Here is a 22339-nt window from a genome sequence, read left to right as displayed (position 1 = left end):
AGGGCGTCGCGAGACCGACACCTGGGCGAATCACGGAAATGACCGGATGGACAGTCCCCATCATTCGCTCGCTCGTCCGAGTTCGTTAACCCGAACGTCGTTTTACCTTTCCGATTTCTCCGAGGAGGGGCGGGCCCGGTCGCCGGGCCCGCCCCCACCGTCGGCACACCGGACTCAGCGGCGCACGCCCCGGCGCAGACCACGCGCCGTACGGGCCACCCGGCGGACCGTGGCGTTGCGCGGGATGAACGACAGCTGGGCCGGCAGCCCGCCGGGCAGGGCCAGTGAGGTCAGCCGCCTGCGCTTGAAGTACCGCAGGGTCCGCTCGCTCAGGTTCCCCGCCAGAAAGGCCTCGGTCTGCGCGCGCAGACCCGGCAGGATCCTCGGCTGCATCGCGAAGCCCACCGCACGCACCAGCGCGCCCAGCGCGTCGACGTCCATGCCCCGGCGCTGTTCGGCGACGGCCGCGCGGTCGCCCAGCTCGGGCAGCAGCGCGTCGACGACGGTGACCGGGACGCGGTTGCTGTTCTCGTACGGCGTCAGCCGCTCCAGCAGCAGCCCGGTGCCGGTCCGGGCGACCGGCAGGCCGTACAGCGCGGAGGCGGTGAGCAGGGCGGTGGAGAAGCAGCCGACCACCAGGGCGGGACGCATCCGCTGGTACAGCACCTCGGCCAGTACCGGCGTGTCGAGCACGGTCAGCTCCACGCCGAGCCTCTCCGCCTCCTTCTCCAGGGAGCGGGTGAAGCGGGCCGGGGCCGACGGGTGCGGTTTGAACACCACCGTGGTGTGGCCGAGCGCGGCCACGCCCTCCAGCATCCGCACATGCAGGTCCTCCTCCTGCGCGGCGGTGAGGATGTCGAGCGCGGACAGGTACTGGCCGAGCAGCAGCGCGGGCTCCTCGACGGCCGGCAGTCCGTCGCCGGACGAGGCGAGTTCGGCGAGCACCTTGGTGAAGGCCGGTGTCGGCACGATCTCGCCGGGCACCTGGAACTCGGTGAGCAGCAAGGGCTCGAGACCCGGCACCAGGTCCAGGTGGAGCACCCGGTCCACGCGGGTGCCGACCAGCGGGTCGATCTTGTTGCGGGTGGGGCCGTAGCTCATCAGGCCGTCGGCGTAGACGGTGACCGGGGCGCCGGTGAAGATCTGCGCGAGGCTCAGCGAGGGATTGACCTGGATGGACTCCACGGCCAGCGTCACGTCGTCGTCGCCCAGCCGCCACTCGTGGCGCAGATAGCGCTCCCACAGCGGCAGGTCGTCCATCCGCGGCGCCCAGCCGCCCGGGTGGAACGGGGAGATCGCCGCGTTGTACGACAGCACGTCGTCGAACCGGTCGCGCAGCTTCTCGAAGCCGGGCATCTCGTCCAGGCCCGGCGAGGTCTCGGGCGTGAGCGCGTTGTTGCAGACCAGCAGGATCCGCCGGTCGGCGAGGGGAAAGCAGCCGGAGTCCAGGGCGGCGGCGAGCGTGGCCGTGCCGTACAGCGTCGACGCCTGGAAGATCTGGGTGGTCACGCGGCGGCTCCCGCGGTGGCGGGACGGCGGCGCAGCCGGCGCAGCTTCGTGGCGCGCTGGAGGTCCATGGAGTCCAGCGCCTCGTCCAGCACGCCCTGCGGCATGCGCCGCAGGGCCCCGGCGCTCAGGGACTTGAGTTTCTTCGCCACCGCCGGCTCGAACCTTTCGATGGATCCCAGGTGATGGGAGATGATCGCGCAGTAGGTGCGGACGGCCTTGGGCAGCAGCGCGTCGGCCTGCGGATCCTCGGCGGTCTCCGCGACGACCTGATCGAACGCGCGAATGAAGTCGAGCTGCCGCACATCACCGATCTGGGTGAGCGACGAGGCGACTCCGCGCCGGTAGAACACCCCGAGCAGGCTCACCGCGGCGAAGGATTCCGCCTCCCGGTGCAGCTTCCAGATCCACGGCCGGTCCTCGGCCGTGCGCAGCCCGTCGGTGAAGTGCAGCAGGCCCTTGTCCACCAGCCGGCGGTGGTAGACACCCGCCCAGGCGTAGGCGTAGTCCACGGAGGTGGACCGGTCGGCGGGCAGGATCGCCTCGCGCGGGTCCAGCACCACGTCGCGCCGGCCGACGGGCACCCGGTGCACGCTGCGCGCCCGGCCCGTGCACTGCACATGGTCGGTGCGCAGGAAGTCGCAGCCCAGCCCCTCGATGGCCGCGACCAGTCGCGGGAAGTAGCCGGGGGCGAGCCAGTCGTCGCCGTCCAGGAAGGTGAGGTACTCGCCGCGCGCCCGGTCGATCCCGGTGTTGCGCGCGGTCGCCAGCCCCCCGTTCTGTTCGTGCCGGACGAGGACCGCGCCCGGCAGCTCGCGCTCCGCACGCGCGAGGATCTCTGGTGTCCCGTCGCGGGAACAGTCGTCGACGAGAATGAATTCGAAGTCCTCACGCGCGTTCGCACGCAGACTCCTGAGCGTGTCGGGCGCATATTGCTGCACGTTGTAGAACGGCACGATGACGGAGAGCTTGACCACGTCAGCGACGTTAGGACGAAGCCCCGTCATTCGTCTTGACGGTCTGCTTGATACGGGGTGAACGACGCATGGCGAAGCTGTGAACCAGGCCTTTTCACGGCGCGCTCACGGCCCGATTCGCCATTCGGCGATGCGCTGTTAACCGTTTGTTGTATTCGGGTTGGGCGGGACCTCGAAATCGCTTCCTAGCGTCTTGGACGTGCCAGTAAGTGCAACGAAGTCTCTGCGGGTCGCCGTCCTGGCGGACTCCGACACCCGATGGAAGTGGGGCGCGCTCACCGCGCGGCGTCTCACTCCCGCGGATGCCGAGGTCCGGCTCGACGGCTACCTCCTGCGCGGACGCGCCACCCCGACACCCCGCCAGCTCCAGGAGGTCGGCGTCCGGGCGGACGCGCTCCACGAGGTCACCGGCGCCGAGTTCCTGCGCGCGATGACCGAGGAGTCGTACGACGTCCTCGTCCTCGCCCTGGTCGGCGGCGGGGTGCAGGCGATGCTGCACGGCCTGCGCGCCGCCTGGGGCACCGGCAGACGTCCCGTCGTCGTCACCGGCTATGTCGGCGTCGTCTACGAGAAGCTCACCGACGGGCTGCTGCTGCGGCACGGCGCGGACCTCGTCCTCGCCAACTCGGCCCACGACGCGGACCGCTTCCGGGCCGTGTACGAGGGGGTGGGCGCCGACGCCTCCTCGGTGACCGAGGTGGCCCTGCCCTTCCTGGGCGGGGCCCCCTACACCGGTGAACACGCGCCCTACACGGTCGTGTTCGCGGCCCAGCCGTCCGTCCCGGACAACCGCCGGGACCGCGCCTACCTGCTCGACCGGCTGATCCGGCACGCCCGCACGCACCCGCGCCGCGAGGTGCTGCTGAAGCTGCGCTCCAAGCCGGGCGAGCACACCACGCACATCGAGGAGCTGCCCTACCAAAAGCTCGTCCAGGGCATGGAACCGCCGGCCAACTTCCGTCTCGTGTACGGCCACATGGGCGAGGTGCTGGACCGCACCGACCTGCTGGTCACGGTCAGCTCCACGGCCGCCCTGGAGGCGCTGCACCGCCGGATCCCCACGGTCGTCCTGACCGACCTGGGCGTACGCGAGGGGCTCGGCAACCACCACTTCACCGGTTCCGGCTGCCTCGCCTCCTGGGACCAGCTCGACGCCGGACACCGCCCGGTGCCCGACGAGCGGTGGGTGGCCCGGCAGGGCGTCGCCGCCGCCGGCGGCCCGGCCACCGGGGCGGGCTCCTACGACAGCGCCTTCGACACCGCCCGCGCGCGCATCACCGAACTACTGAACCGACCCGGCGGCCTGCCGCCCCTGAACCCCTACTACACCCCCGAGACAGCGCCCGGCTATCTGCCCGGCATCCTGGCCCGCCACCACCTCGGCCCCGACGGCGCCCCGCTGCCCGGCGCGCCCGCCGCCGACAAGGCGCCCGGCCCCGTCCGCCGGATCGTGCGCCGCGCCGCGCGCGGCGCCTACCGCCACGGCGTGCAGCGGGTCGCCCCGGTGATCCGGCGCATGGGAGAGCTGTGACCTCGTTCCAAGGAGTGGATGTCATGACCGACCCGGAAGCGGGCCAGGGCGCCTCGATGCGACGGGTGCTCGCGGTGATCCCCGCCCGTGGCGGCTCCAAGGGCGTGCCCGCGAAGAACCTCGCCCCCGTGGGCGGTGTCCCGCTGGTGGCCCGGGCGGTGCGCGAGTGCCGGGCCACCCGGCTGGTGACCGACGTCGTCGTGTCCACCGACGACCAGGCCATCGCGGCCGCCGCCCGGCAGGCCGGCGCCGAGGTCGTGCTGCGGCCCGCCGCCATCGCCGGTGACACGGCGACCTCGGAGGCCGCGGTGCTGCACGCCATGGACGCCCACGAGGCCCTGCACGGCTCGGCGGTCGACGCGGTGCTGCTCGTGCAGTGCACCAGCCCGTTCATCGTCCGCGAGGACATCGACGCGGTCGCCGCCGCCGTCGTCGAGAACGGAGCCGACACCGCCGTCACCGTCGCCCCCTTCCACGGCTTCGTCTGGCGGGACGGCACCGACGAGATCAACGCCCCCGAGACGGGCGGCGGGTTCGGCGTCAACCACGACAAGTCCTTCCGCCCGCGCCGCCAGGACCGCCCGCAGGACCTGCTGGAGACCGGCGCCGCCTACGCGATGCACGCGCCCGGCTTCCGCGAGCACCGCCACCGCTTCTTCGGCCGCACCGAGCTGGTGCGCACCGACCCCGCCCGGGTGCTGGAGATCGACGACCCGCACGACCTGGCCCGCGCCCGCGCGCTGGCCCCCCTCTTCGACGCGGACCGCCCCGGTTCGCTGCCGACCGCCGACGACATCGACGCGGTCGTACTGGACTTCGACGGCACCCAGACCGACGACCGGGTGCTGATCGACTCCGACGGACGGGAGTTCGTCTCCGTGCACCGCGGCGACGGACTCGGCATCGCGGCGCTGCGCAGAAGCGGCCTGAAGATGCTGATCCTGTCCACGGAACAGAACCCCGTGGTCGCCGCCCGCGCCCGGAAGCTCAGGCTCCCGGTACTGCACGGCATCGACCGCAAGGACCTCGCCCTCAAGCAGTGGTGCGAGGAGCAGGGCATCGCGCCGGAGCGCGTGCTCTACGTCGGCAACGACGTCAACGACCTCCCGTGCTTCGCCCTCGTGGGCTGGCCCGTGGCGGTCGCAAGCGCCCACGACGTCGTACGCGGCGCCGCACGCGCGGTCACCACCGTCCCCGGCGGCGACGGCGCGATCCGAGAGATCGCCAGCTGGATCCTCGGCCCCTCTCTCGATTCCCTCCCCAAGTAAGGACATCTCCTGATGAGCACCAACTCCCGTCTGCGCACGTTCGGTTCGCGTGAGGTCGGCCCCGGCCGCCCCGTCTACATCTGCGGCGAGATCGGCATCAACCACAACGGTGAGCTGGAGAACGCCTTCAAGCTGATCGACGTGGCCGCCGAGGCCGGCTGCGACGCCGTGAAGTTCCAGAAGCGCACCCCGGAGATCTGCACCCCGCGCGACCAGTGGGACATCGAGCGCGACACCCCCTGGGGCCGGATGACCTACATCGACTACCGCCACCGCGTGGAGTTCGGCGAGGACGAGTACCGCCAGATCGACGAGTACTGCAAGAGCAGGAACATCGCCTGGTTCGCCTCTCCCTGGGACACCGAGGCCGTCGCCTTCCTGGAGAAGTTCGACGTCCCCGCCCACAAGGTGGCCTCCGCCTCCCTCACCGACGACGAGCTGCTGAAGGCCCTGCGTGCCACCGGCCGCGCGGTCATCCTCTCCACCGGCATGTCCACCGCGCGCCAGATCCGCCACGCGGTCGAGGTCCTCGGCAGTGACAACATCCTGATGTGCCACGCCACGTCGACCTACCCGGCGAAGGCCGAGGAGCTGAACCTCCGCGTGATCAACACGCTGGAGAAGGAGTTCCCGAACGTCCCGATCGGCTACTCCGGCCACGAGACCGGCCTGCAGACCACGCTGGCCGCCGTCGCCCTGGGCGCCACCTTCGTCGAGCGCCACATCACCCTCGACCGCGCGATGTGGGGCTCCGACCAGGCCGCCTCCGTCGAGCCGCAGGGCCTCACGCGCCTCGTCCGCGACATCCGCACCATCGAGGCCTCCCTCGGCGACGGCGTCAAGAAGGTCTACGACTCCGAGCTGGGCCCGATGAAGAAGCTGCGCCGCGTCACGGGCGTCGTCGCCGAGGCGGAGATCGCCGCCGCCGCCGGCGAGCCGGTCGCCGTCTGAGCGCCCTGACTGCCTCAACTCCCCCCAACGGGACGGTCGTACGCCGATGAGCCCCCGCGCCGGTCACACCGGCCACCCTCCCCGCACGCTCGCCTTCGTGGAGAGCCCCGTCCAGCTGCTGAACGTACTGGAGTGGGCGCACCTGCACGGCCTGCGCACCGCGGATCCGGACCCCCTGCCGTCCGTGCCCGCGCAGATACGGCGGACGGTCGCCGGCACGGACCCGGCGGCCGGCGCGGAGCTCACCGTCGTCGTCCTGTCCCCGACCGACCCCATGACCCGGGGCCAGCTGCGCCGCATGGCCGACCTGGCCCGCGACGAGGGGTACCGGGTGCGCTGGGAGGAGGCACGGGGCGGCACGACCGCGCCCTTCCACACCATCGGCGGCCTGGCCGGTCCGCTGCGCCGGGCCGACCGCGTCGTCATGGGAGACCCCTTCTCCCGCTACGTCCAGCTGCTGCTGACCATCACCCGCGCCCGCGACCTGGTCGTCGTCGACGACGGCACGGCGACCATGGAGTTCGTCGCCCAGCTGGCCCGCGGCGAGCGCCTGGTCCGCTGGCACCGCAAGGGCGGCCGGCCCGGCCCTCGCGACCTGCTCTTCGCGCCGGTGTCCTCCTCGGCCCGGCGCCGGCTGACCCCGAGCGACCGCCGCCGCGTCGAGGTGTTCTCCTCGATGCCGGTGACCGAGACCCCGCCGGGCGTCACCGTCACGGACAACGCCTTCTCCTGGACCCGGTCCCGCTTCGGTCCGCCGCGCATCACCAGGACCGCGGACATGGTCGGCACCTCCCTGGTGGAGACCGGGGTCGTCGACGGCGACCGCTACCTGGAGGCGGTCCGCGGCCTGGCCAAGGCGCACGGCGTCACCCGCTACTTCGCCCATCGCCGGGAGAGCGCGGAGAAACTGCACCGCCTGGCCGTTGAGACCGGCCTGGAGATAGTCCGCCCGGACCTCCCCCTCGAACTGATCGCCCGCCGCGGCCCGATCGGCCGCACGATCCTCAGCTTCCCCTCGACGGTCGTCCACACCCTGCCGCTGGCGCTGGCCGGCACGGGTGTCCGCGTCGCCGTCTGCGACATCGACCCGGCCTGGCTGACCGAGAACGCCTCCCCCCGCGCCCAGGGCTTCCTGTCGGGCGTGACGGGGACGGCCAGGGACGTCCACCGGCTGGCGGCGGTGGGGCTCGCCTGACCCGGCCCGGCCGGTGTGGGCGAGCCGGGTCAGGCGAGTCACGACGGGTCCCGGCGGGAGCGGAAACGGCCCCGCCGCGGACAACGGCCCACGGGGTCCGCGCTCACGTGCGTGGAGCGGGCTCCGCCGGGGTCCCCGCGGTGGTCTCCACCGGGCGTCTGGCCAGGACGAACGCCCGGGGACGCAGCTCGTCCCCGGTCGGCTCCCGGCGCACCCGCGCCACCAGCTCCAGCCCCGCCGCCGTCAGCGGTGCCGCGATCTGCTCCGGCGTGCGCCAGTAGTAGCGGAGGTCGATCTCGTGGCCGAAGCGTTCGGCCAGATGGAGGCGGCCCGGCTCGTCTCCGGTCTGGAAGGCGAGCAGGACGTGTCCGCCGGGCGTCAGGGTGCGGCAAAACTCCGCGAAGGCCCTCGGCAACTGGTCGTCGGGGACGTGGATCGTCGAATAGAGGGCCAGGATGCCGCCCAGCGTGCCGTCCGGCAGGTCCAGGGACGTCATCGAACCCACATGGAAGCGCACCTCGGGGTGGGTCCGGCGGGCGAGCTCCACCATGGCGGGGGAGACGTCGACGCCGAAGGCGGGCACGCCCCTCGCATGGAGCAGCGCGGTGACATGACCGGGACCGCTGCCCAGGTCGGCCACCGGGGCCGTGCCGTGCGCGGCGGTCAGCTCCGCGAAAGCGGTGATCAGGGCCTGGTCCAGCGGATGGGGCGGACCGCCGGGGAAGGCGGCCGCGTAGTCCTTGGCGATCCTGTCGTAGGAGGCGCGGGTGGTGCGCAGGAAGTCCGGGATCGAGTCGCTCACGACCGCGGACCCTAGCCGGAGGCAAGCGACGCGCGGGTCCGGTTCCTGGACATGGCGAGCGTGACTCCACCGAGGCGTGGTATCCGTGGAAGGGAGGAAAAAGAGCTTTTACCCATCCGAGTCCGCCGCCATGCGTCCGCCGGTCAGATTTTCTGCCCCTAACGGGCTGAACTTTTGTTGATCGAGGGGTAGTTGACCATCGGGCGTCCTACCCTTCAGAGGGTGAAGCAATTGATGTCCGTAGAGTCCGAGTCCGGCCTCGCGGGGGATGTGCTCCCCGGTGTGCTGAGCGAGCCCCTGCATGCCGAACTCGTCGCTTTCCGTCGCGACTTGCATATGCATCCCGAGCTGGGCAATCAGGAGTTCCGTACCACCGCCGCGATCAAGGAACGGCTGGAGCGCGCCGGGCTGCGGCCGCGCGTCCTCGCCAGCGGGACCGGACTCGTCTGTGACATCGGACTCGCGGAGGGTGAGCGGCCGGCCGTACCCATCCTGGCCCTGCGCGCGGACATCGACGCCCTGCCCATCCCGGACACCAAGACGGACTGCCCCTACCGGTCCACCGTCCCGGACCGCGCCCACGCCTGCGGGCACGACATGCACACCACCATCGTCCTCGGCGCCGGGCTCGTCCTCGCCGACCTGCACGCCAAGGGCCTGCTGTCCCGCCCGGTACGGCTGGTGTTCCAGCCCGCCGAGGAGGTATTGCCCGGCGGCGCCCTCGGGGCCATCGTGGACGGGGCCCTGGACGGGGTCGGCCGGATCCTCGCCGTGCACTGCGACCCCAAGGTGGACGTCGGCAAGGTCGGGCTGCGGCACGGGCCGATCACCAGCGCCTGCGACCGGCTGGAGATCGCCCTCGACGGCCCCGGCGGCCACACCGCCCGCCCCCATCTGACCACCGACCTGGTCACCGCCGCCGCGCGCGTCGCGCTCGACGTGCCCGCGCTGGTCGCCCGGCGCGTCGACACCCGCGCGGGGCTCGCCGTGACCTGGGGCCGGATCGAGTCCGGCCACGCGCCGAACGTGGTCCCGCAGCACGCCGAGCTGTCCGGCACGGTCCGCTGCCTGGACCTGAACGCCTGGCGGGACGCGCCCGACATCGTGCACGCGGCCATCGACGAGGTCGCCACCCTGCACCGGGCCAAGTCGGAGATCAACTACATGCGCGGGGTGCCGCCCGTGGTCAACGACCGGGAATCCACCGACCTGCTGCGCAGGTCCATGGTCGCCCGGCGCGGCATGAGCTCCGTGGAGAGCACGCAGCAGAGCCTCGGCGGCGAGGACTTCTCCTGGTACCTGGAGGAGGTGCCGGGCGCGATGGCCCGCCTCGGCGTCCGCACCCCCGGCGACCGCACCTCCCGTGACCTGCACCAGGGCGACTTCGACGCCGACGAGCGCGCGATCACGGTCGGCGTGGAGATGTTCACGGCGGCGGCGTTCCTGGAAGCCGACGCGACCGGGAGCTGAGCGGCGAACGGGCGGCCCCCGCCATGGGGGCGGCCCCTTCCGGCCCCCTTCCAGCACCTTTCGCCGTCCGGCGCAACACGCTCGTGAGCCATTCGTACGCGGGGCGCAACAATGGCGTGGGAGAGGTTGGAGGCCGAGTTCAGATGCTGTTTGCCTCGAATCGATAACGGCTTCCCTAGAGGGTTTTTTGCGACATCTACGCGCGTTACGATGCCGCGAAGCCGACGCCAATGGGGGCGTCTCGGCTGGGGCACCGTCACGGTGCTCCCATCAAGCGCCGACACGGCGCTCAGGTCAGGTGAAGGAGCCTCCCGTGCGCCGGGTAGCCAAGCTTTCCGCTGCGTGTATCGCCACCGCAGCTCTCGCCATGACTGCCACCGCGTGTGGCAGCACCTCCTCCGACAACACCACCGACTCGTCCTCCGCGGGCGGCGGCAAGGGCGTCAAGATCGGTCTCGCCTACGACGTCGGCGGCCGTGGTGACCGCTCCTTCAACGACTCCGCCGCGCGCGGTGCCGACAAGGCCAAGACGGAGTTCGGCGGTTCCATCAAGGAGCTGACCGCCAAGTCCTCGGACACCCCGGCCGACCGTGACCAGCGCCTCACGGACCTGGCCCAGGCCGGTTACAACCCGATCATCGCCGTCGGCTACACCTACGCGCCGGCCGTCGACAAGGTCTCCAAGCAGTTCCCGAAGACGTCGTTCGGTCTGATCGACGCCGTGGTGCCCGGCAAGAACGTCGACAGCATCACCTTCACCGAGGAGCAGGGCTCCTACCTGGCCGGTGTCGCGGCCGCGCTGAAGACGAAGAAGGACCACGTCGGCTTCATCGGCGGCGTCGACAGCCCGCTGATCAAGAAGTTCGAGGCCGGTTACGTCCAGGGCGTCAAGGCCACCAACCCGAAGATCAAGGTCGACACCCAGTACCTGAGCCACGGCTCGGACACCTCCGGTTTCGCCAGCCCCGACAAGGGCAAGCAGGCCGCGCAGGGCATGCTGGACAACGGCGCCGACGTGGTCTACTCGGCCGCCGGCTCCTCCGGCAACGGCGCGATCGAGGCCGTCAGCGGCGTCAAGGGCGCCTGGGCCATCGGTGTGGACTCCGACCAGTACCAGATCCCGGGTCTGGCCAAGTACAAGAACTCGATCCTGACCTCGATGGTCAAGAACGTCGACGTCGGTGTCTACGACTTCGTGAAGTCGGTCAAGGACGGCAAGCCGCTGACCGGCACCAACACGTACTCGCTCGAGAAGAACGGTGTCTCGCTCTCCACGAGCGGCGGCTTCATCGACGACATCAAGGCCAAGCTGGACGCGGCGAAGAAGAAGATCGTCGACGGTTCCGTCAAGGTCAAGACGACCCCGTGATCTGACGGTCCCCGCCGGACCTGAGGCTCGGCGCGGGGGCGCCTTCGGAGCCCCCCGCCGAGCCATAACAATGTGTCAACTCTACGCGTGTAGCGTGGGGTTGCCGCGCTAGCGTCGCCGACGCCTGCCCCCTCCCCGCAGCCCCTTTTCCCCGAGGAGAGTGCGCCATCAACGCGTCCAGCCCTCCCGCTGCCGTCGAACTGCGCGGCATCACCAAGCGTTTCCCCGGCGTCGTCGCCAACCGCGACATCGACATCACGGTCCGCACGGGCACCGTCCATGCCCTGTGCGGTGAGAACGGTGCCGGCAAGTCCACCCTGATGAAGATCCTCTACGGCATGCAGCAGCCGGACGAGGGCACCATCAAGGTCAACGGTGACCAGGTCACCTTCCACAACCCCGGCGACGCCATCGCACGCGGCATCGGCATGGTGCACCAGCACTTCATGCTCGCCGACAACCTCACCGTCCTGGAGAACGTCGTTCTCGGCGCCGAGAAGCTGCACGGCATCGGGAACAAGGCCCGCGCCCGGATCAAGGAGATCTCGGACGCGTACCACCTGAACGTCCGCCCCGACGTCCTCGTCGAGGAACTCGGCGTCGCCGACCGCCAGCGCGTGGAGATCCTCAAGGTCCTCTACCGGGGCGCCAAGACCCTCATCCTGGACGAGCCCACCGCCGTCCTCGTGCCGCAGGAGGTCGACGCGCTCTTCGACAACCTGCGCGAGCTCAAGGCCGAGGGCCTCACCGTCATCTTCATCTCCCACAAGCTGGGCGAGGTGCTCTCCGTCGCCGACGAGATCACCGTCATCCGGCGCGGCACCACCGTCGGCACGGTCGAGCCCCGGGGCACCACCCCCAAGCAGCTCGCCGAGCTGATGGTCGGCAGCGAACTGCCCACCCCGGAGACCGAGGAGTCCACCGTCACGGACGTGGCGATGCTGAAGGTGGACGGCCTGCACCTGGCGCAGACCGACCTCGACGGCATCGAGCGGATCATCCTGGACGAGATCTCCCTGACCATCCACAAGGGCGAGGTCCTCGGCATCGCCGGCGTGGAGGGCAACGGCCAGTCCGAGCTGGTCGAGGCGATCATGGGCATGCGCCACCCGGACGCCGGCGTCATCACGCTCGACGACACCGACATCTCCCGGGTGCCGACCCGCGACCGCCGCGAGGCGGGCATCGGCTACATCCCCGAGGACCGCCACCGCCACGGCCTGCTCCTGGAAGCGCCGCTGTGGGAGAACCGCATCCTCGGCCACGTCTCCGAGCGCCCCAACTCGCGCGGCGGACTGCTCGACATCAAGGCGGCCCGCGTCGACACCGAGCGGATCGTCCGGGAGTACGACGTCCGCACCCCCGGCATCGACGTGACCGCGGCCTCGCTGTCCGGCGGCAACCAGCAGAAGCTGATCGTCGGCCGCGAGATGAGCCACGCCCCCAAGCTGCTCATCGCCGCCCACCCCACCCGTGGCGTGGACGTCGGCGCCCAGGCGGCCATCTGGGACTACATCCGCGAGGCCCGCCGCGACGGCCTGGCCGTGCTGCTGATCTCCGCCGACCTGGACGAGCTGATCGGCCTGTCCGACACCCTGCGGGTGATGTACCGCGGCCGCCTGGTCGCCGACGCCGACCCCGCCACGATCACCCCCGAAGAGCTGGGCTCCGCCATGACGGGTGCGGCCACCGGCCACCTGGAGCACACAGAGGACGACGAGCGATGAAGAAGCTGACCTCACGGATCGACAAGGAGCGGGTGGCCCTCGGGATCGCCGCGCCGCTGCTGGCGGTCGTCGCCGCGCTCGTCGTCACCGCCCTGGTGATCCTCGCGACCGGCAAGAACCCCGGTGACGCCTTCAGCGACATGGTGACCTACGGCTTCGCCAGCGACAGCCAGGTCTACATCCTGAACAAGGCGACCACGTACTACCTCGCGGGTGTGTCCGTGGCCATCGGCTTCCGGATGAACCTGTTCAACATCGGTGTCGACGGCCAGTACCGGCTCGCCGCATTCATCGCCGCCGTCCTCGGCGGGGCGCTCACCGTGCCCGGCTGGATCGCCATCCCGCTGATCATCCTCGCCGCCATGGTGACCGGCGCCCTGTGGGCGGCCATCGCCGGCATCCTCAAGGTGACCCGGGGTGTCAGCGAGGTCATCTCGACGATCATGCTGAACTCGATCGCCACCGCGATCATCGCCTACCTGCTGCAGCCGGGGAAGCTCGCCCGGCTCGAGGAGGGCGGCACGGTGGTCTCCACCAAGCCGCTGCCCTCGTCGTCGTACTTCTTCTCGATCGACGCGGGACCGGCCGGTCAGCTGTGGGGCTTCATCGTCATCGCCGTGCTCGTCGGCGCCGCGTACTGGTTCGTGCTCGGCCGCACCCGGTTCGGCTTCGACCTGCGCACCGTCGGCCAGTCCGAGAGCGCCGCCACCGCCAGTGGTGTGTCGGTGAAGAAGATGATCGCGACCAGCATGATCATCTCGGGTGCGGTGGCCGGCCTGATCGGCATGCCGACCCTGCTCAACGACAGCCACGCGTTCAGCAACGACTTCCCGGCGGGCATCGGCTTCACCGGCATCGCCATCGCGCTGCTCGGCCGCAACAACCCGATCGGCATAGCGCTCGGCGCCCTGCTCTGGGGCTTCCTGGAGCGCACCACCAACCACCTTGAGTTCCAGGGCTACGACAAGGAGATCCTCGGCGTCATCCAGGGCGTCATCGTCCTCTGCGTCGTGATCGCCTACGAGGTCGTACGACGCTACGGCCTCAAGCGCCAGCAGCAGAAGGTCGGCGCCGAACTCGCCGCCCAGGCCGCCGCGACGAAGAAGCAGGAGGTGGCGTCATGACCGCCACGATGACCGACGCGCCGCCGCCGGCGGCCCCCAAGGCGGGCAACGCCCCCAAGGGCTCCACCCGTTCCCTCGGCATGATCCTGCTGATCGTCGCCGGTGCGCTGCTGCTGGTGGCCGCGGTGCGCGTGATCACCGGAGCCAACCAGCTCGACTCCGCCGGCCAGGTGGCCGCCGCGCTCGGCCTCGCCGTGCCGATCGGCCTCGCCGGACTCGCCGGCCTGTGGTCCGAGCGGGCCGGTGTGGTCAACATCGGCCTCGAAGGCATGATGATCCTCGGCACCTTCGGCGCCGGCTGGATCGGCTGGCAGTCCAGCCCCTGGCTCGGCCTGCTGTGCGGCATCGGCTTCGGTGTCCTCGGCGGCCTGGTGCACGCCGTCGCCACCGTCACCTTCGGCGTCGACCACATCGTCTCCGGTGTCGCGGTCAACCTGCTCGCGCTCGGTGCCACCCAGTACCTCGCCAAGCTGTTCTTCGCCGGCGGCAAGGCCGCGGAGGCGGGCGGCAACCCCAAGCAGTCCCCGCCCGCGAACTCGCTGCCGGACGTCACCGTCCCGGGTCTCTCGGACGGCCTCGCCTCGCTCGAGAAGCACCACTGGTTCCTGGTCTCCGACCTCGCCGGCATCCTCGGCGGCCTGGTCACCAACCTGTCCGTGGTGACGATCATCGCCGTGCTGCTGTTCGTCGGCAGCTGGTGGCTGCTGTGGCGCACGCCGTTCGGACTGCGGCTGCGCTCCTGCGGCGAGAACCCGATCGCCGCGGAGTCGCTCGGCGTCAACGTCTACCGGTACAAGTACGCGGCCGTGGCCGTCTCCGGCGGCCTCGCCGGTCTCGGCGGCGCCTTCCTGGCGCTGGTCACCTCCCACACCTATCTGGAGGGCCAGACCGGAGGCCGCGGGTACATCGGCCTCGCGGCGATGATCTTCGGCAACTGGCGTCCCGGCGGTCTGGCGATGGGCGCGGGCCTGTTCGGCTACTCCGACGCGCTGCAGCTGCGCAACGGCGGTGTGACCGTCCACGCGCTGCTCCTGCTGCTGGTCGTCCTGCTCGCGCTGCTGGCCGGCTGGAAGCTGTACAAGAAGGCCGTGTGGCAGGGCGTCATCAGTGCCGTCATGGCCGCGCTCGTCCTGGTCTGGTACCTGCTCACCGACGAGGTCCCCAGCGACTTCGTGGGCGCCACCCCGTACGTCGTCACGCTGCTCGTGCTGTCGCTGTCCGCGCAGCGCCTGCGGATGCCGAAGGCCGACGGCATGCGCTACCGGAAGGGTCAGGGCAAGTGACGGCGACCCCGGCGGCCGAGTTCGACTGGGAGGCGCTGCGCGCCGAGGCGCGGGAGGCCATGTCCCACGCCTACGCCCCCTACTCGGGATACCCGGTCGGCGTCGCGGCCCTGGTCGACGACGGCCGCACGGTCAGCGGCTGCAACGTCGAGAACGCCTCCTACGGGCTCGGCCTGTGCGCCGAGTGCGGTCTCGTCTCGCAGTTGCAGCGCACCGGCGGCGGCCGGCTGACCCACTTCACCTGCGTCGACGGCACCGGCGCCCTGCTGGTGCCGTGCGGCCGCTGCCGCCAGCTGCTGTACGAGTTCGGCGGGCCCGGCCTGCTGCTGGACACCCCCGCGGGCGTCCTGCCCCTCTCCGAGATGCTGCCCCAGGCCTTCGGGCCGGAGCATCTCGCCAAGTAAGTCCCGCACGGCCCCCCTGACCCGCTCAGGGGGGCCGTGCACTTCGCACCTCCCCGGAAGGAAGCCATCACCCATGGCCATGGACGTCATCTCCGTCATCCGCACCAAGCGGGACCGCGGTGAGCTGACCGACCAGCAGATCGACTGGGTCATCGACGCGTACACCCGCGGCGAGGTCGCCGACGAGCAGATGTCCGCGCTCGCCATGGCGATCCTGCTCAACGGCATGAACCGCCGCGAGATCGCCCGCTGGACGGCGGCCATGATCGCCTCCGGTGAGCGCATGGAGTTCTCGACGCTGTCCCGCCCGACGGCCGACAAGCACTCCACGGGCGGTGTCGGCGACAAGATCACGCTGCCGCTGGCGCCGCTGGTGGCGGCCTGCGGCGCGGCCGTGCCCCAGCTCTCCGGCCGGGGCCTCGGCCACACCGGTGGCACGCTGGACAAGCTGGAGTCGATCCCCGGCTGGCGCGCCCTGCTCTCCAACGAGGAGATGCTGCACGTCCTCGACACCACCGGCGCGGTGATCTGCGCGGCGGGCGACGGCCTGGCCCCCGCGGACAAGAAGCTGTACGCCCTGCGCGACGTCACCGGCACGGTCGAGGCGATCCCGCTGATCGCCTCCTCGATCATGTCGAAGAAGATCGCCGAGGGCACCGGCTCGCTGGTCCTGGACGTCAAGGTCGGCACGGGTGCCTTCATGAAGACGATCGAGGACGCCCGGGAGCTGGCGTCCACGATGGTCGGCCTCGGCACGGACCACGGGGTGCGGACGGTGGCGCTCCTGACGGACATGTCCACCCCCCTCGGCCTGACGGCGGGCAACGCGCTCGAGGTCCGCGAGTCGGTCGAGGTGCTGGCCGGCGGCGGCCCCGCGGACGTCGTCGAGCTGACGGTCGCCCTGGCCCGCGAGATGCTCGACGCGGCCGGCATCAAGGACGCCGACCCCGCGAAGGCGCTGGCCGACGGCTCCGCGATGGACGTCTGGCGGCGGATGATCGCGGCGCAGGGCGGCGACCCGGACGCGGCGCTGCCCACGTCCAAGGAGCAGCACGTCGTCAAGGCCCCCTCCTCCGGTGTCCTGACCCGCCTGGACGCCTACGGCGTCGGTGTGGCCGCCTGGCGCCTGGGCGCCGGCCGCGCCCGCAAGGAGGACCCGGTGCAGGCCGGCGCCGGCGTCGAGCTGCACGCCAAGCCGGGCGACACGGTGACCGAGGGCCAGCCCCTGCTGACCCTGCACACCGACACCCCGGACCGCTTCGACTACGCCCTGGAGGCCGTCCGGGACGCCTACGACATCGCGGCCCCCGGCACCGGCTTCACGGCGACCCCGGTGGTCCTGGAACGCATCGCCTGACCTGCGCTTGCCTCCTTTCCGATGGACGGGACCGGTGGACCCCCACCGGTCCCGCGGCCACGCTCCGCCGGGGCCTCGCACGAACCGGCGTCAGCCCAGCAGCGCCGCCACCCCCACCAGGACCGGTACCGAGGCGATCGTCGACAGGAGGACCGAGTCCCGGGCCAGGGACTCGGCCACCTGGTAGCGGCTGGCGTAGGTGAAGAGGTTCTGGGCGGACGGGAGGGCGGAGGTCACCACCACGTCCAGCAGGGGTGCGCCGTGCATGCCGAGGACGGCGGTGGCAAGGGCCCAGGCGATCAGCGGCTGGGCCAGGGACTTCAGCGCCACCGACAGCAGCACAGGTTGACGGTCGGGCCCCCGGCCGGGGAACGCGCTGCCGTGCAGGGACATGCCGAAGGCCAGCAGGGCCGCCGGGACCGACATGTTGCCGATCAGGGTGAGCGGGTCCAGCACGGGGCCGGGAACCTTCCAGCCCGCCGCCGACACCACGACCCCGGACAGCGAGCCCACGGCGATGGGATTGCGCAGCGGGGTCAGCGCACGCCGCCACACGGGGCCCTTCTCTCCCATGCCGGACAGGTCCAGGACCGTGAGGGCGACGGGGGTGACCAGGACGACCTGGAAGAGCAGCACCGGTGCCACCAGCGACGCGTCGCCCAGCACATACGCGGCGATCGGGATGCCGAGGTTGCCCGAGTTGACGTAGCCGGAGCACAGGGCGCCGATCGTCGTACGGCCCACGCCCCAGCGCCGCAGCGCGCCGACCGCCACGAAGATCCCGGCGACGGCCGCCGTGCTCAGCGCCGTCACCAGCAGGCGCCCGGAGAAGAGCACCGAGAGGTCGGCCCGGGCGAGGGTGGTGAACAGCAGCGCGGGTCCGGCCAGGGTGAAGGCCAGCCTGGTCAGCACCTCACGGCCCTGCTCGCCGAGCGTCCCGCGCCGCCCGATCACATAGCCCACCGCGATGACGATCGCGATCACCGCGAACCCGCTCAGTACCCCCGCCACGGAGCCACCCTCCGGCGCGGGAGACGCATCGGTCAATGTGATCTTCGACAGCCTCGCGGCCGGCGGTGCGGGCGCGCGTTCGCCCCGGCCGATGAGTTCCGCCCGCCCGGCCGGTCTATCGGCTCGTGGATGCCCAGATGCCTGCCGTGCTCGTGCTGCCCGGACCCGTCGGCCGGGACCAGGTGCCGGGGCTGTGTGCCGAGGTGCGGACGCTGCTGGAGAGCGGCCGGGGGAGGGTGGTCGTCTGTGACGTGGGCGGGCTCGGGCCGCCGGGGCTGGCCGTCGTGGAGCTGCTGGCCCGGCTGGAGCTGACCGCCCGCCGGACCGGCGGGCGGATACGGCTGCGGGACCCCGCTCCCGCGCTACACGCCCTTCTCGACCTCGTCGGGCTCCGCTTCCAGGTGGAGGGGCAGACCGAAGAGGGGGAACCACCGCCCGGTGTCGAGGAAGCAGTGGAAACCGGTGATCCGGCCGTCTGACAGCTCCAGCACCTGCACCGCCCACGGACTGAACCCACCGGCCTCCGGATCCGGCTTGTAGTGCGCGAAGCCCGGCAGGCCGTTGGCCTCGACCGGCAGCAGCCGGGACCCGGCGCAGGAGGCACCCAGGGTAGTCATGAAGCCGGTGATGTCGGCGGTGCCGCGCAGCCACAGGTCGAACGGCGGCATGGTCATGATGGCGTCCTCGTGGAGCAGCGCCGTCAGGGCCGTCATGTCGTAGCCCTCGAAGGCCTTGACGTACCGCTCCAGGAGTTTTCGCTGCTCCTCGTCGAGCGGATCGGACACCGCGCCCTCGCCGGCCGCCGTCTCGCGCTCGGCGAGGGTGGCCCGGGCCCGCTGCAGGGCGCTGTTGACCGAGGCGACCGAGGTGTCCAGCAGTTCGGCGACCTCGCTCGCCTTCCAGGCCAGCACCTCGCGCAGGATCAGCACCGCCCGCTGCTTGGGCGGCAGCTGCTGCAGGGCCGCCATGAAGGCGAGCCGGATGGACTCCTTGGCCACCGCCGCCTCCGCCGGATCGTCCACCGTCGGCAGCACGCGGGTGTCGGGCATCGGCTCCAGCCAGATGGAGTCCGGGCGGGGCGAGAGCGCCGCCTGGGCGAGCGGTGTGGACTCGGTCAGGTCCATCGGGCGGGCCCGCTTGTTGCCCGCCGTCAGCATGTCCAGGCACACGTTCGTCGCGATCCGGTACAGCCACGAGCGCAGGGAGGAACGCCCCTCGAACTTGTCGTGGCTCCGCCAGGCCCGCACCAGGGTGTCCTGCACCGCGTCCTCGGCCTCGAAGGAGGAGCCGAGCATCCGGTAGCAGTACCCGGTCAGTTCGGTCCGGTGCTTCTCCAGTGCGACGTCCAGGTCCGCCGTCGCCGTGCTGTCGCCCATCGTCCACCCACCCCTGTGGCCGTTCTGTTCGCGCGCCGTCGCGCCCCAGCACTTGGGAAGCTACCGCAGCCCACTGACAATGGCCCCCCGACCGGGGAAAGGGCCAGCTGAGAGTGGTTGCTCCGCGAACTCCTCCGGAGCGCGCCGGCCACCGGGCGCCCCCGGCCGCGGGCTCAGTGCGCGGCGACCGGCTCCCGGCGGGCCGCCACCCGGGCCGCCCGCGAGCCGAGCACCGTGATCGTCACGACCCCGAGGACCGCGAGGAGACCGACGCCCACCGTGCCGGACCAGCCGTTCGCGTGGAAGGCCAGCGCGCCGACCGTGCTGCCGACGCTGGAGCCGATGTAGTACGCGGACTGGTACAGCGCCGACGCCTGCGCGCGGCCGTGCGTGGCCGTCTTGCTCACGGCCGAGGAGGCGACCGCGTGCCCGGCGAAGAAGCCCGCAGTGATCAGGACCAGGCCCAGCAGCACCAGGAGGAGCGAGGAGGCCAGGGACAGCAGCAGCCCCGAAGCCGTCGTACCGCCCGCCAGGTACAGCGCGCCGCGGCGGCCGAGGCGGCCCACCAGACGGCCCGCCGTGGACGCCGACACCGTGCCCACCAGGTACACCAGGAAGATGGAGCCGACGATGCCCTGCGGCAGCCCGAACGGCGCGCCCGTCAGGCGGTAGCCGATCACCGTGTACACGCCGCCGAACACCGTCATGAACAGCGCGCCGATCGCGTACAGCCGGCGCAGCAGCGGGTCGCTGAGATGGTCGCGGACCGTGCCGAGCAGCACGCGCGGGCGCAGCGAGCCCGCCCGGAAGTGCCGGGGGGCGGGCAGCAGCAGCCGGAAGGCCACCGCGCACCCGACCGCGATCAGGCCGATCACGCCGACCGAGACCCGCCAGCCCCACTCCTGGGCCACCCAACCGGTGATCACCCGGCCGCTCATGCCGCCGACGCTGTTGCCCGCGACGAACAGACCGATCGCGGTGACCAGGGCCTTCGGCCGGACCTCCTCGGCCAGATACGCCGTCGCCGAGGCCGGCAGTCCGGCGAGCGCCGCGCCCTGCACCGCCCGCAGCACCACCAGCGCGCCGATCGACGGCGCGAACGGCACCAGCATTCCGACCGTGACCGCGACGGCCAGCGAGGCCGTCATCACCGTACGGCGCCCGAACCGCTCGGACAGGGCGCTCATGGGCAGCACGAACAGGGCCAGTCCGCCGGTCGCGGCCGCCACCGTCCAGCTCGCCTCGCTCGCCGCGACGCCGAACTCGCCGGAGATCAGCGGCAGCAGGGCCTGGGTGGAGTAGAGGAGGGCGAAGGTGGCGACGCCGGCCAGGAAGAGGGCGAAGCTCATCCGGCGGTAGCCGGGGCCGCCCGGGGTCAGCCGGGAATCCGCGCTGGGGGAGGAGGGGACGGGCGTGACGGCGTCCAGGGTGGTGGACGCCCCGGTACTGGCGGGAGACATGCTTCGACCGTAGGGACGGCGCCTCTCATCCGTCCAATGCATGGAATGGCCATAATCGTTCCCATGGCGCATCAGCAGAGGTCACAAAGGCGGCTGTCACCATCCGGTGACACAGAAGACATGGCGCGGATGTCGCGGACGCTGGCTCCGCGCCTCGCCTACTTCGCCGGCGTGGCGCGCACGGAGCACGTCACGCGGGCCGCCCACGAGATGAACGTGCCCCAGTCCACGCTCTCCCGGGCGATGGCCCGGCTGGAGCAGGACCTGGGCGTCGGCCTGTTCACCCGGCACGGCCGCACGGTCTCCCTGACCACCGCCGGCCGCACCTTCCTCGCCTCCGTGGAACGGGCCCTCGCCGAGATCGAGCGCGCCGCCGAGGAGGTCCGCGCGGACGCCGACCCGGCCACCGGCAAGGTCGCCTTCGGCTTCCTGCACACCATGGGCGCGGAGACCGTACCGGGGCTGCTGCACGCCTTCCGCGCCGACCACCCGCGCGTGCGCTTCAGCCTGGTCCAGAACTACGGCGAGGCGATGCTGGAGGGGCTGCGGGCGGGCGAACTCGACCTGTGTCTGACCTCCCCGGTGCCCGATGCCCCCGATCTGGTCGCCCGCCGCCTGGACGAACAGAAACTCCGTCTGGTCGTCCCCGCCGACCACCGGCTGGCCGCCCGCCGCCGTATCCGCCTGGCCGAGGCCTCCGAGGAGACCTTCGTGACCCTGGAGCCGGGGTACGGGCTGCGGCGGATCACGGACGACCTGTGCCGCGAGGCCGGGTTCAAGCCGCGGGTCGCCTTCGAGGGCGAGGAGGCCGAGACGCTGAGGGGACTGGTGGCGGCGGGGCTGGGAGTCGCTCTCCTGCCGCCCCCGACGGTCGCGCGTCCGGGCGTGGTGGAGCTGACGGTCACGGCGCCCAGGGCCGCCCGGGAGATCGGCGTCGCCTGGCTGGCCGACCGCCCCGACACCCCACCGGTGGCCGCCTTCAAGAAGTTCCTGCTCTCCAGAAGAGGCAACCTGCTACCCACCTGAGCCCCCCGCGCCCCCCGAACCCCACGCCCCACCCGGCACCCGGCCACGCCCCACCGGCCCCCTGTGGTCCGGCCACCGACCGCCCCGGGCCCCTGTCGACCGGCCACCGACCGCCCCGGGCCCGGCGACCGGCCACCGGCTCCCGGGCGCGGGACCTGGCGGCGAGGGCAGACCCTGAGCCGAGGCGAGCGGCCGTCACCCCGCCGCCTGGTGATCGTCGAGGGGACCGCCCCGGCCCGCCCGCCGCCACGGCCGCCTGGACTTGGCGATCAGCGCGCCCTGCCCGGTCCGCGCCCCACCCCCTGCCTGGCGATCGGCCGGCGGCCACCGGGCGCGACGATCGGCGCGAACCACCCGGCAGGGGCACGAGCGCGAAACCCAGGCGCAGCGATCGGCCACCGGCCCCCCAAGCCCGGCGAGCAGCGACGCGTCTTCCGCGTCCCGTGACCGCCGGCCCCCCGCATCCCCTGGACGGGAGGCTCCCCGGCGCCCTACGGGTGCA

General features: G+C 71.8%; 19 protein-coding genes. 13 read left to right on the top strand and 6 right to left on the bottom strand.

Translation table 11 applies throughout. The annotated features are described in order from the left end of the window. Window positions 1-174: 174 nt before the first annotated feature. On the bottom strand, window positions 175-1509 hold the full coding sequence (locus tag ACIBA9_RS16830) for a polysialyltransferase family glycosyltransferase (protein WP_399363593.1): 1335 nt from the start codon (window positions 1507-1509) through the stop codon (window positions 175-177). Continuing rightward, window positions 1506-2483: a glycosyltransferase family 2 protein gene (locus ACIBA9_RS16825; protein ID WP_362150778.1), complete on the bottom strand. Its 978-nt coding sequence runs from the start codon at window positions 2481-2483 to the stop codon at window positions 1506-1508. Before ACIBA9_RS16825 ends, ACIBA9_RS16830 begins: the two co-directional genes overlap by 4 nt. Window positions 2484-2682: 199 nt before the next feature. Between ACIBA9_RS16825 and ACIBA9_RS16820 the strand changes: the two genes are divergently transcribed. Genes ACIBA9_RS16820 through ACIBA9_RS16805 form a run of 4 tightly spaced genes read left to right on the top strand, consistent with a single transcriptional unit; the run spans window position 2683 to window position 7428 of the window. Beyond that, window positions 2683-4014, top strand: coding sequence for a DUF6716 putative glycosyltransferase (locus ACIBA9_RS16820; protein WP_399363590.1), 1332 nt, complete (start codon window positions 2683-2685; stop codon window positions 4012-4014). Between the two features lie 23 nt (window positions 4015-4037). Further along, window positions 4038-5282, top strand: a complete 1245-nt coding sequence (locus tag ACIBA9_RS16815) for a cytidylyltransferase domain-containing protein (RefSeq protein WP_399363588.1) — start codon at window positions 4038-4040, stop codon at window positions 5280-5282. 12 nt (window positions 5283-5294) lie between these two features. Next, the gene (locus ACIBA9_RS16810; RefSeq protein WP_393902520.1) at window positions 5295-6233 is read left to right on the top strand and encodes an N-acetylneuraminate synthase family protein; all 939 of its coding nucleotides are present in this window, start codon (window positions 5295-5297) and stop codon (window positions 6231-6233) included. A gap of 46 nt (window positions 6234-6279) precedes the next feature. Further along, window positions 6280-7428: a hypothetical protein gene (locus ACIBA9_RS16805; RefSeq protein WP_399363586.1), complete on the top strand. Its 1149-nt coding sequence runs from the start codon at window positions 6280-6282 to the stop codon at window positions 7426-7428. Between the two features lie 103 nt (window positions 7429-7531). On the opposite strand, the gene ACIBA9_RS16800 is transcribed toward ACIBA9_RS16805, so the two are convergent. Next, a complete protein-coding gene (locus ACIBA9_RS16800; protein ID WP_399363584.1) occupies window positions 7532-8230 on the bottom strand; it encodes a class I SAM-dependent DNA methyltransferase in 699 nt (232 codons plus the stop codon). A 234-nt stretch (window positions 8231-8464) separates the two neighbouring features. Between ACIBA9_RS16800 and ACIBA9_RS16795 the strand changes: the two genes are divergently transcribed. The 7 genes from ACIBA9_RS16795 to ACIBA9_RS16765 all read left to right on the top strand — a co-directional run bounded on the left by ACIBA9_RS16795 (window position 8465) and on the right by ACIBA9_RS16765 (window position 16964). Beyond that, window positions 8465-9700 carry an amidohydrolase gene (locus ACIBA9_RS16795; RefSeq protein WP_399363582.1) on the top strand — a complete coding sequence of 412 codons (1236 nt, stop codon included), beginning with the start codon at window positions 8465-8467 and terminating at the stop codon, window positions 9698-9700. Window positions 9701-10013: 313 nt separating this feature from the next. Then, window positions 10014-11069, top strand: a complete 1056-nt coding sequence (locus ACIBA9_RS16790) for a BMP family protein (protein ID WP_399363580.1) — start codon at window positions 10014-10016, stop codon at window positions 11067-11069. Window positions 11070-11236: 167 nt separating this feature from the next. Further along, window positions 11237-12796 carry an ABC transporter ATP-binding protein gene (locus ACIBA9_RS16785; RefSeq protein ID WP_362151371.1) on the top strand — a complete coding sequence of 520 codons (1560 nt, stop codon included), beginning with the start codon at window positions 11237-11239 and terminating at the stop codon, window positions 12794-12796. Next, the gene (locus ACIBA9_RS16780) at window positions 12793-13920 is read left to right on the top strand and encodes an ABC transporter permease (protein WP_362150799.1); all 1128 of its coding nucleotides are present in this window, start codon (window positions 12793-12795) and stop codon (window positions 13918-13920) included. The genes ACIBA9_RS16785 and ACIBA9_RS16780 overlap by 4 nt, the downstream gene beginning before the upstream one ends. Continuing rightward, window positions 13917-15203: an ABC transporter permease gene (locus tag ACIBA9_RS16775; protein WP_399363578.1), complete on the top strand. Its 1287-nt coding sequence runs from the start codon at window positions 13917-13919 to the stop codon at window positions 15201-15203. The genes ACIBA9_RS16780 and ACIBA9_RS16775 overlap by 4 nt, the downstream gene beginning before the upstream one ends. Next, window positions 15200-15607 (top strand): cytidine deaminase, encoded by a 408-nt coding sequence (locus ACIBA9_RS16770; protein WP_362150803.1) that lies wholly within the window; start codon window positions 15200-15202, stop codon window positions 15605-15607. The genes ACIBA9_RS16775 and ACIBA9_RS16770 overlap by 4 nt, the downstream gene beginning before the upstream one ends. A 73-nt stretch (window positions 15608-15680) precedes the next feature. Next, complete coding sequence (locus ACIBA9_RS16765; RefSeq protein ID WP_362150805.1) at window positions 15681-16964, top strand: thymidine phosphorylase; 1284 nt, start codon at window positions 15681-15683, stop codon at window positions 16962-16964. A 90-nt stretch (window positions 16965-17054) separates the two neighbouring features. Here the strand turns inward: ACIBA9_RS16765 and ACIBA9_RS16760 are convergent, their stop codons facing one another. Then, window positions 17055-17975, bottom strand: a complete 921-nt coding sequence (locus ACIBA9_RS16760; RefSeq protein WP_399363575.1) for an AEC family transporter — start codon at window positions 17973-17975, stop codon at window positions 17055-17057. Window positions 17976-18112: 137 nt separating this feature from the next. Here ACIBA9_RS16760 and ACIBA9_RS16755 point away from each other — a divergent pair, with 137 nt between their 5' ends. Continuing rightward, a complete protein-coding gene (locus ACIBA9_RS16755) occupies window positions 18113-18454 on the top strand; it encodes an STAS domain-containing protein (protein WP_362150810.1) in 342 nt (113 codons plus the stop codon). On the opposite strand, the gene ACIBA9_RS16750 is transcribed toward ACIBA9_RS16755, so the two are convergent. After that, window positions 18338-19351: a sigma-70 family RNA polymerase sigma factor gene (locus ACIBA9_RS16750; RefSeq protein WP_399363573.1), complete on the bottom strand. Its 1014-nt coding sequence runs from the start codon at window positions 19349-19351 to the stop codon at window positions 18338-18340. The two genes, ACIBA9_RS16755 and ACIBA9_RS16750, sit on opposite strands and share 117 nt — an antisense overlap. 173 nt (window positions 19352-19524) lie before the next feature. After that, window positions 19525-20811, bottom strand: coding sequence for an MFS transporter (locus tag ACIBA9_RS16745; RefSeq protein WP_399363571.1), 1287 nt, complete (start codon window positions 20809-20811; stop codon window positions 19525-19527). 63 nt (window positions 20812-20874) lie between these two features. Here ACIBA9_RS16745 and ACIBA9_RS16740 point away from each other — a divergent pair, with 63 nt between their 5' ends. Beyond that, a complete protein-coding gene (locus ACIBA9_RS16740; protein ID WP_399363569.1) occupies window positions 20875-21837 on the top strand; it encodes a LysR family transcriptional regulator in 963 nt (320 codons plus the stop codon). Window positions 21838-22339: the final 502 nt, after the last annotated feature.

This window comes from Streptomyces sp. NPDC051452, assembly GCF_044454765.1.
In the GTDB taxonomy this organism is placed as follows: domain Bacteria; phylum Actinomycetota; class Actinomycetes; order Streptomycetales; family Streptomycetaceae; genus Streptomyces.
Note: the sequence above shows the minus strand (reverse complement) of the source record. Positions and strands in the feature narration are given on the sequence as shown.

Bases quoted from the DNA above. Each gene is read 5' to 3' on its own strand.
- ACIBA9_RS16815 (WP_399363588.1), top strand. From the start codon at position 4,038: ATGACCGACCCGGAAGCGGGCCAGGGCGCCTCGATGCGACGGGTGCTC.
- ACIBA9_RS16810 (WP_393902520.1), top strand. From the start codon at position 5,295: ATGAGCACCAACTCCCGTCTGCGCACGTTCGGTTCGCGTGAGGTCGGC.
- ACIBA9_RS16805 (WP_399363586.1), top strand. From the start codon at position 6,280: ATGAGCCCCCGCGCCGGTCACACCGGCCACCCTCCCCGCACGCTCGCC.
- ACIBA9_RS16795 (WP_399363582.1), top strand. From the start codon at position 8,465: ATGTCCGTAGAGTCCGAGTCCGGCCTCGCGGGGGATGTGCTCCCCGGT.
- ACIBA9_RS16780 (WP_362150799.1), top strand. From the start codon at position 12,793: ATGAAGAAGCTGACCTCACGGATCGACAAGGAGCGGGTGGCCCTCGGG.
- ACIBA9_RS16775 (WP_399363578.1), top strand. From the start codon at position 13,917: ATGACCGCCACGATGACCGACGCGCCGCCGCCGGCGGCCCCCAAGGCG.
- ACIBA9_RS16765 (WP_362150805.1), top strand. From the start codon at position 15,681: ATGGCCATGGACGTCATCTCCGTCATCCGCACCAAGCGGGACCGCGGT.
- ACIBA9_RS16755 (WP_362150810.1), top strand. From the start codon at position 18,113: ATGCCTGCCGTGCTCGTGCTGCCCGGACCCGTCGGCCGGGACCAGGTG.
- ACIBA9_RS16750 (WP_399363573.1), bottom strand. From the start codon at position 19,351: ATGGGCGACAGCACGGCGACGGCGGACCTGGACGTCGCACTGGAGAAG.
- ACIBA9_RS16745 (WP_399363571.1), bottom strand. From the start codon at position 20,811: ATGTCTCCCGCCAGTACCGGGGCGTCCACCACCCTGGACGCCGTCACG.
- ACIBA9_RS16740 (WP_399363569.1), top strand. From the start codon at position 20,875: ATGGCGCATCAGCAGAGGTCACAAAGGCGGCTGTCACCATCCGGTGAC.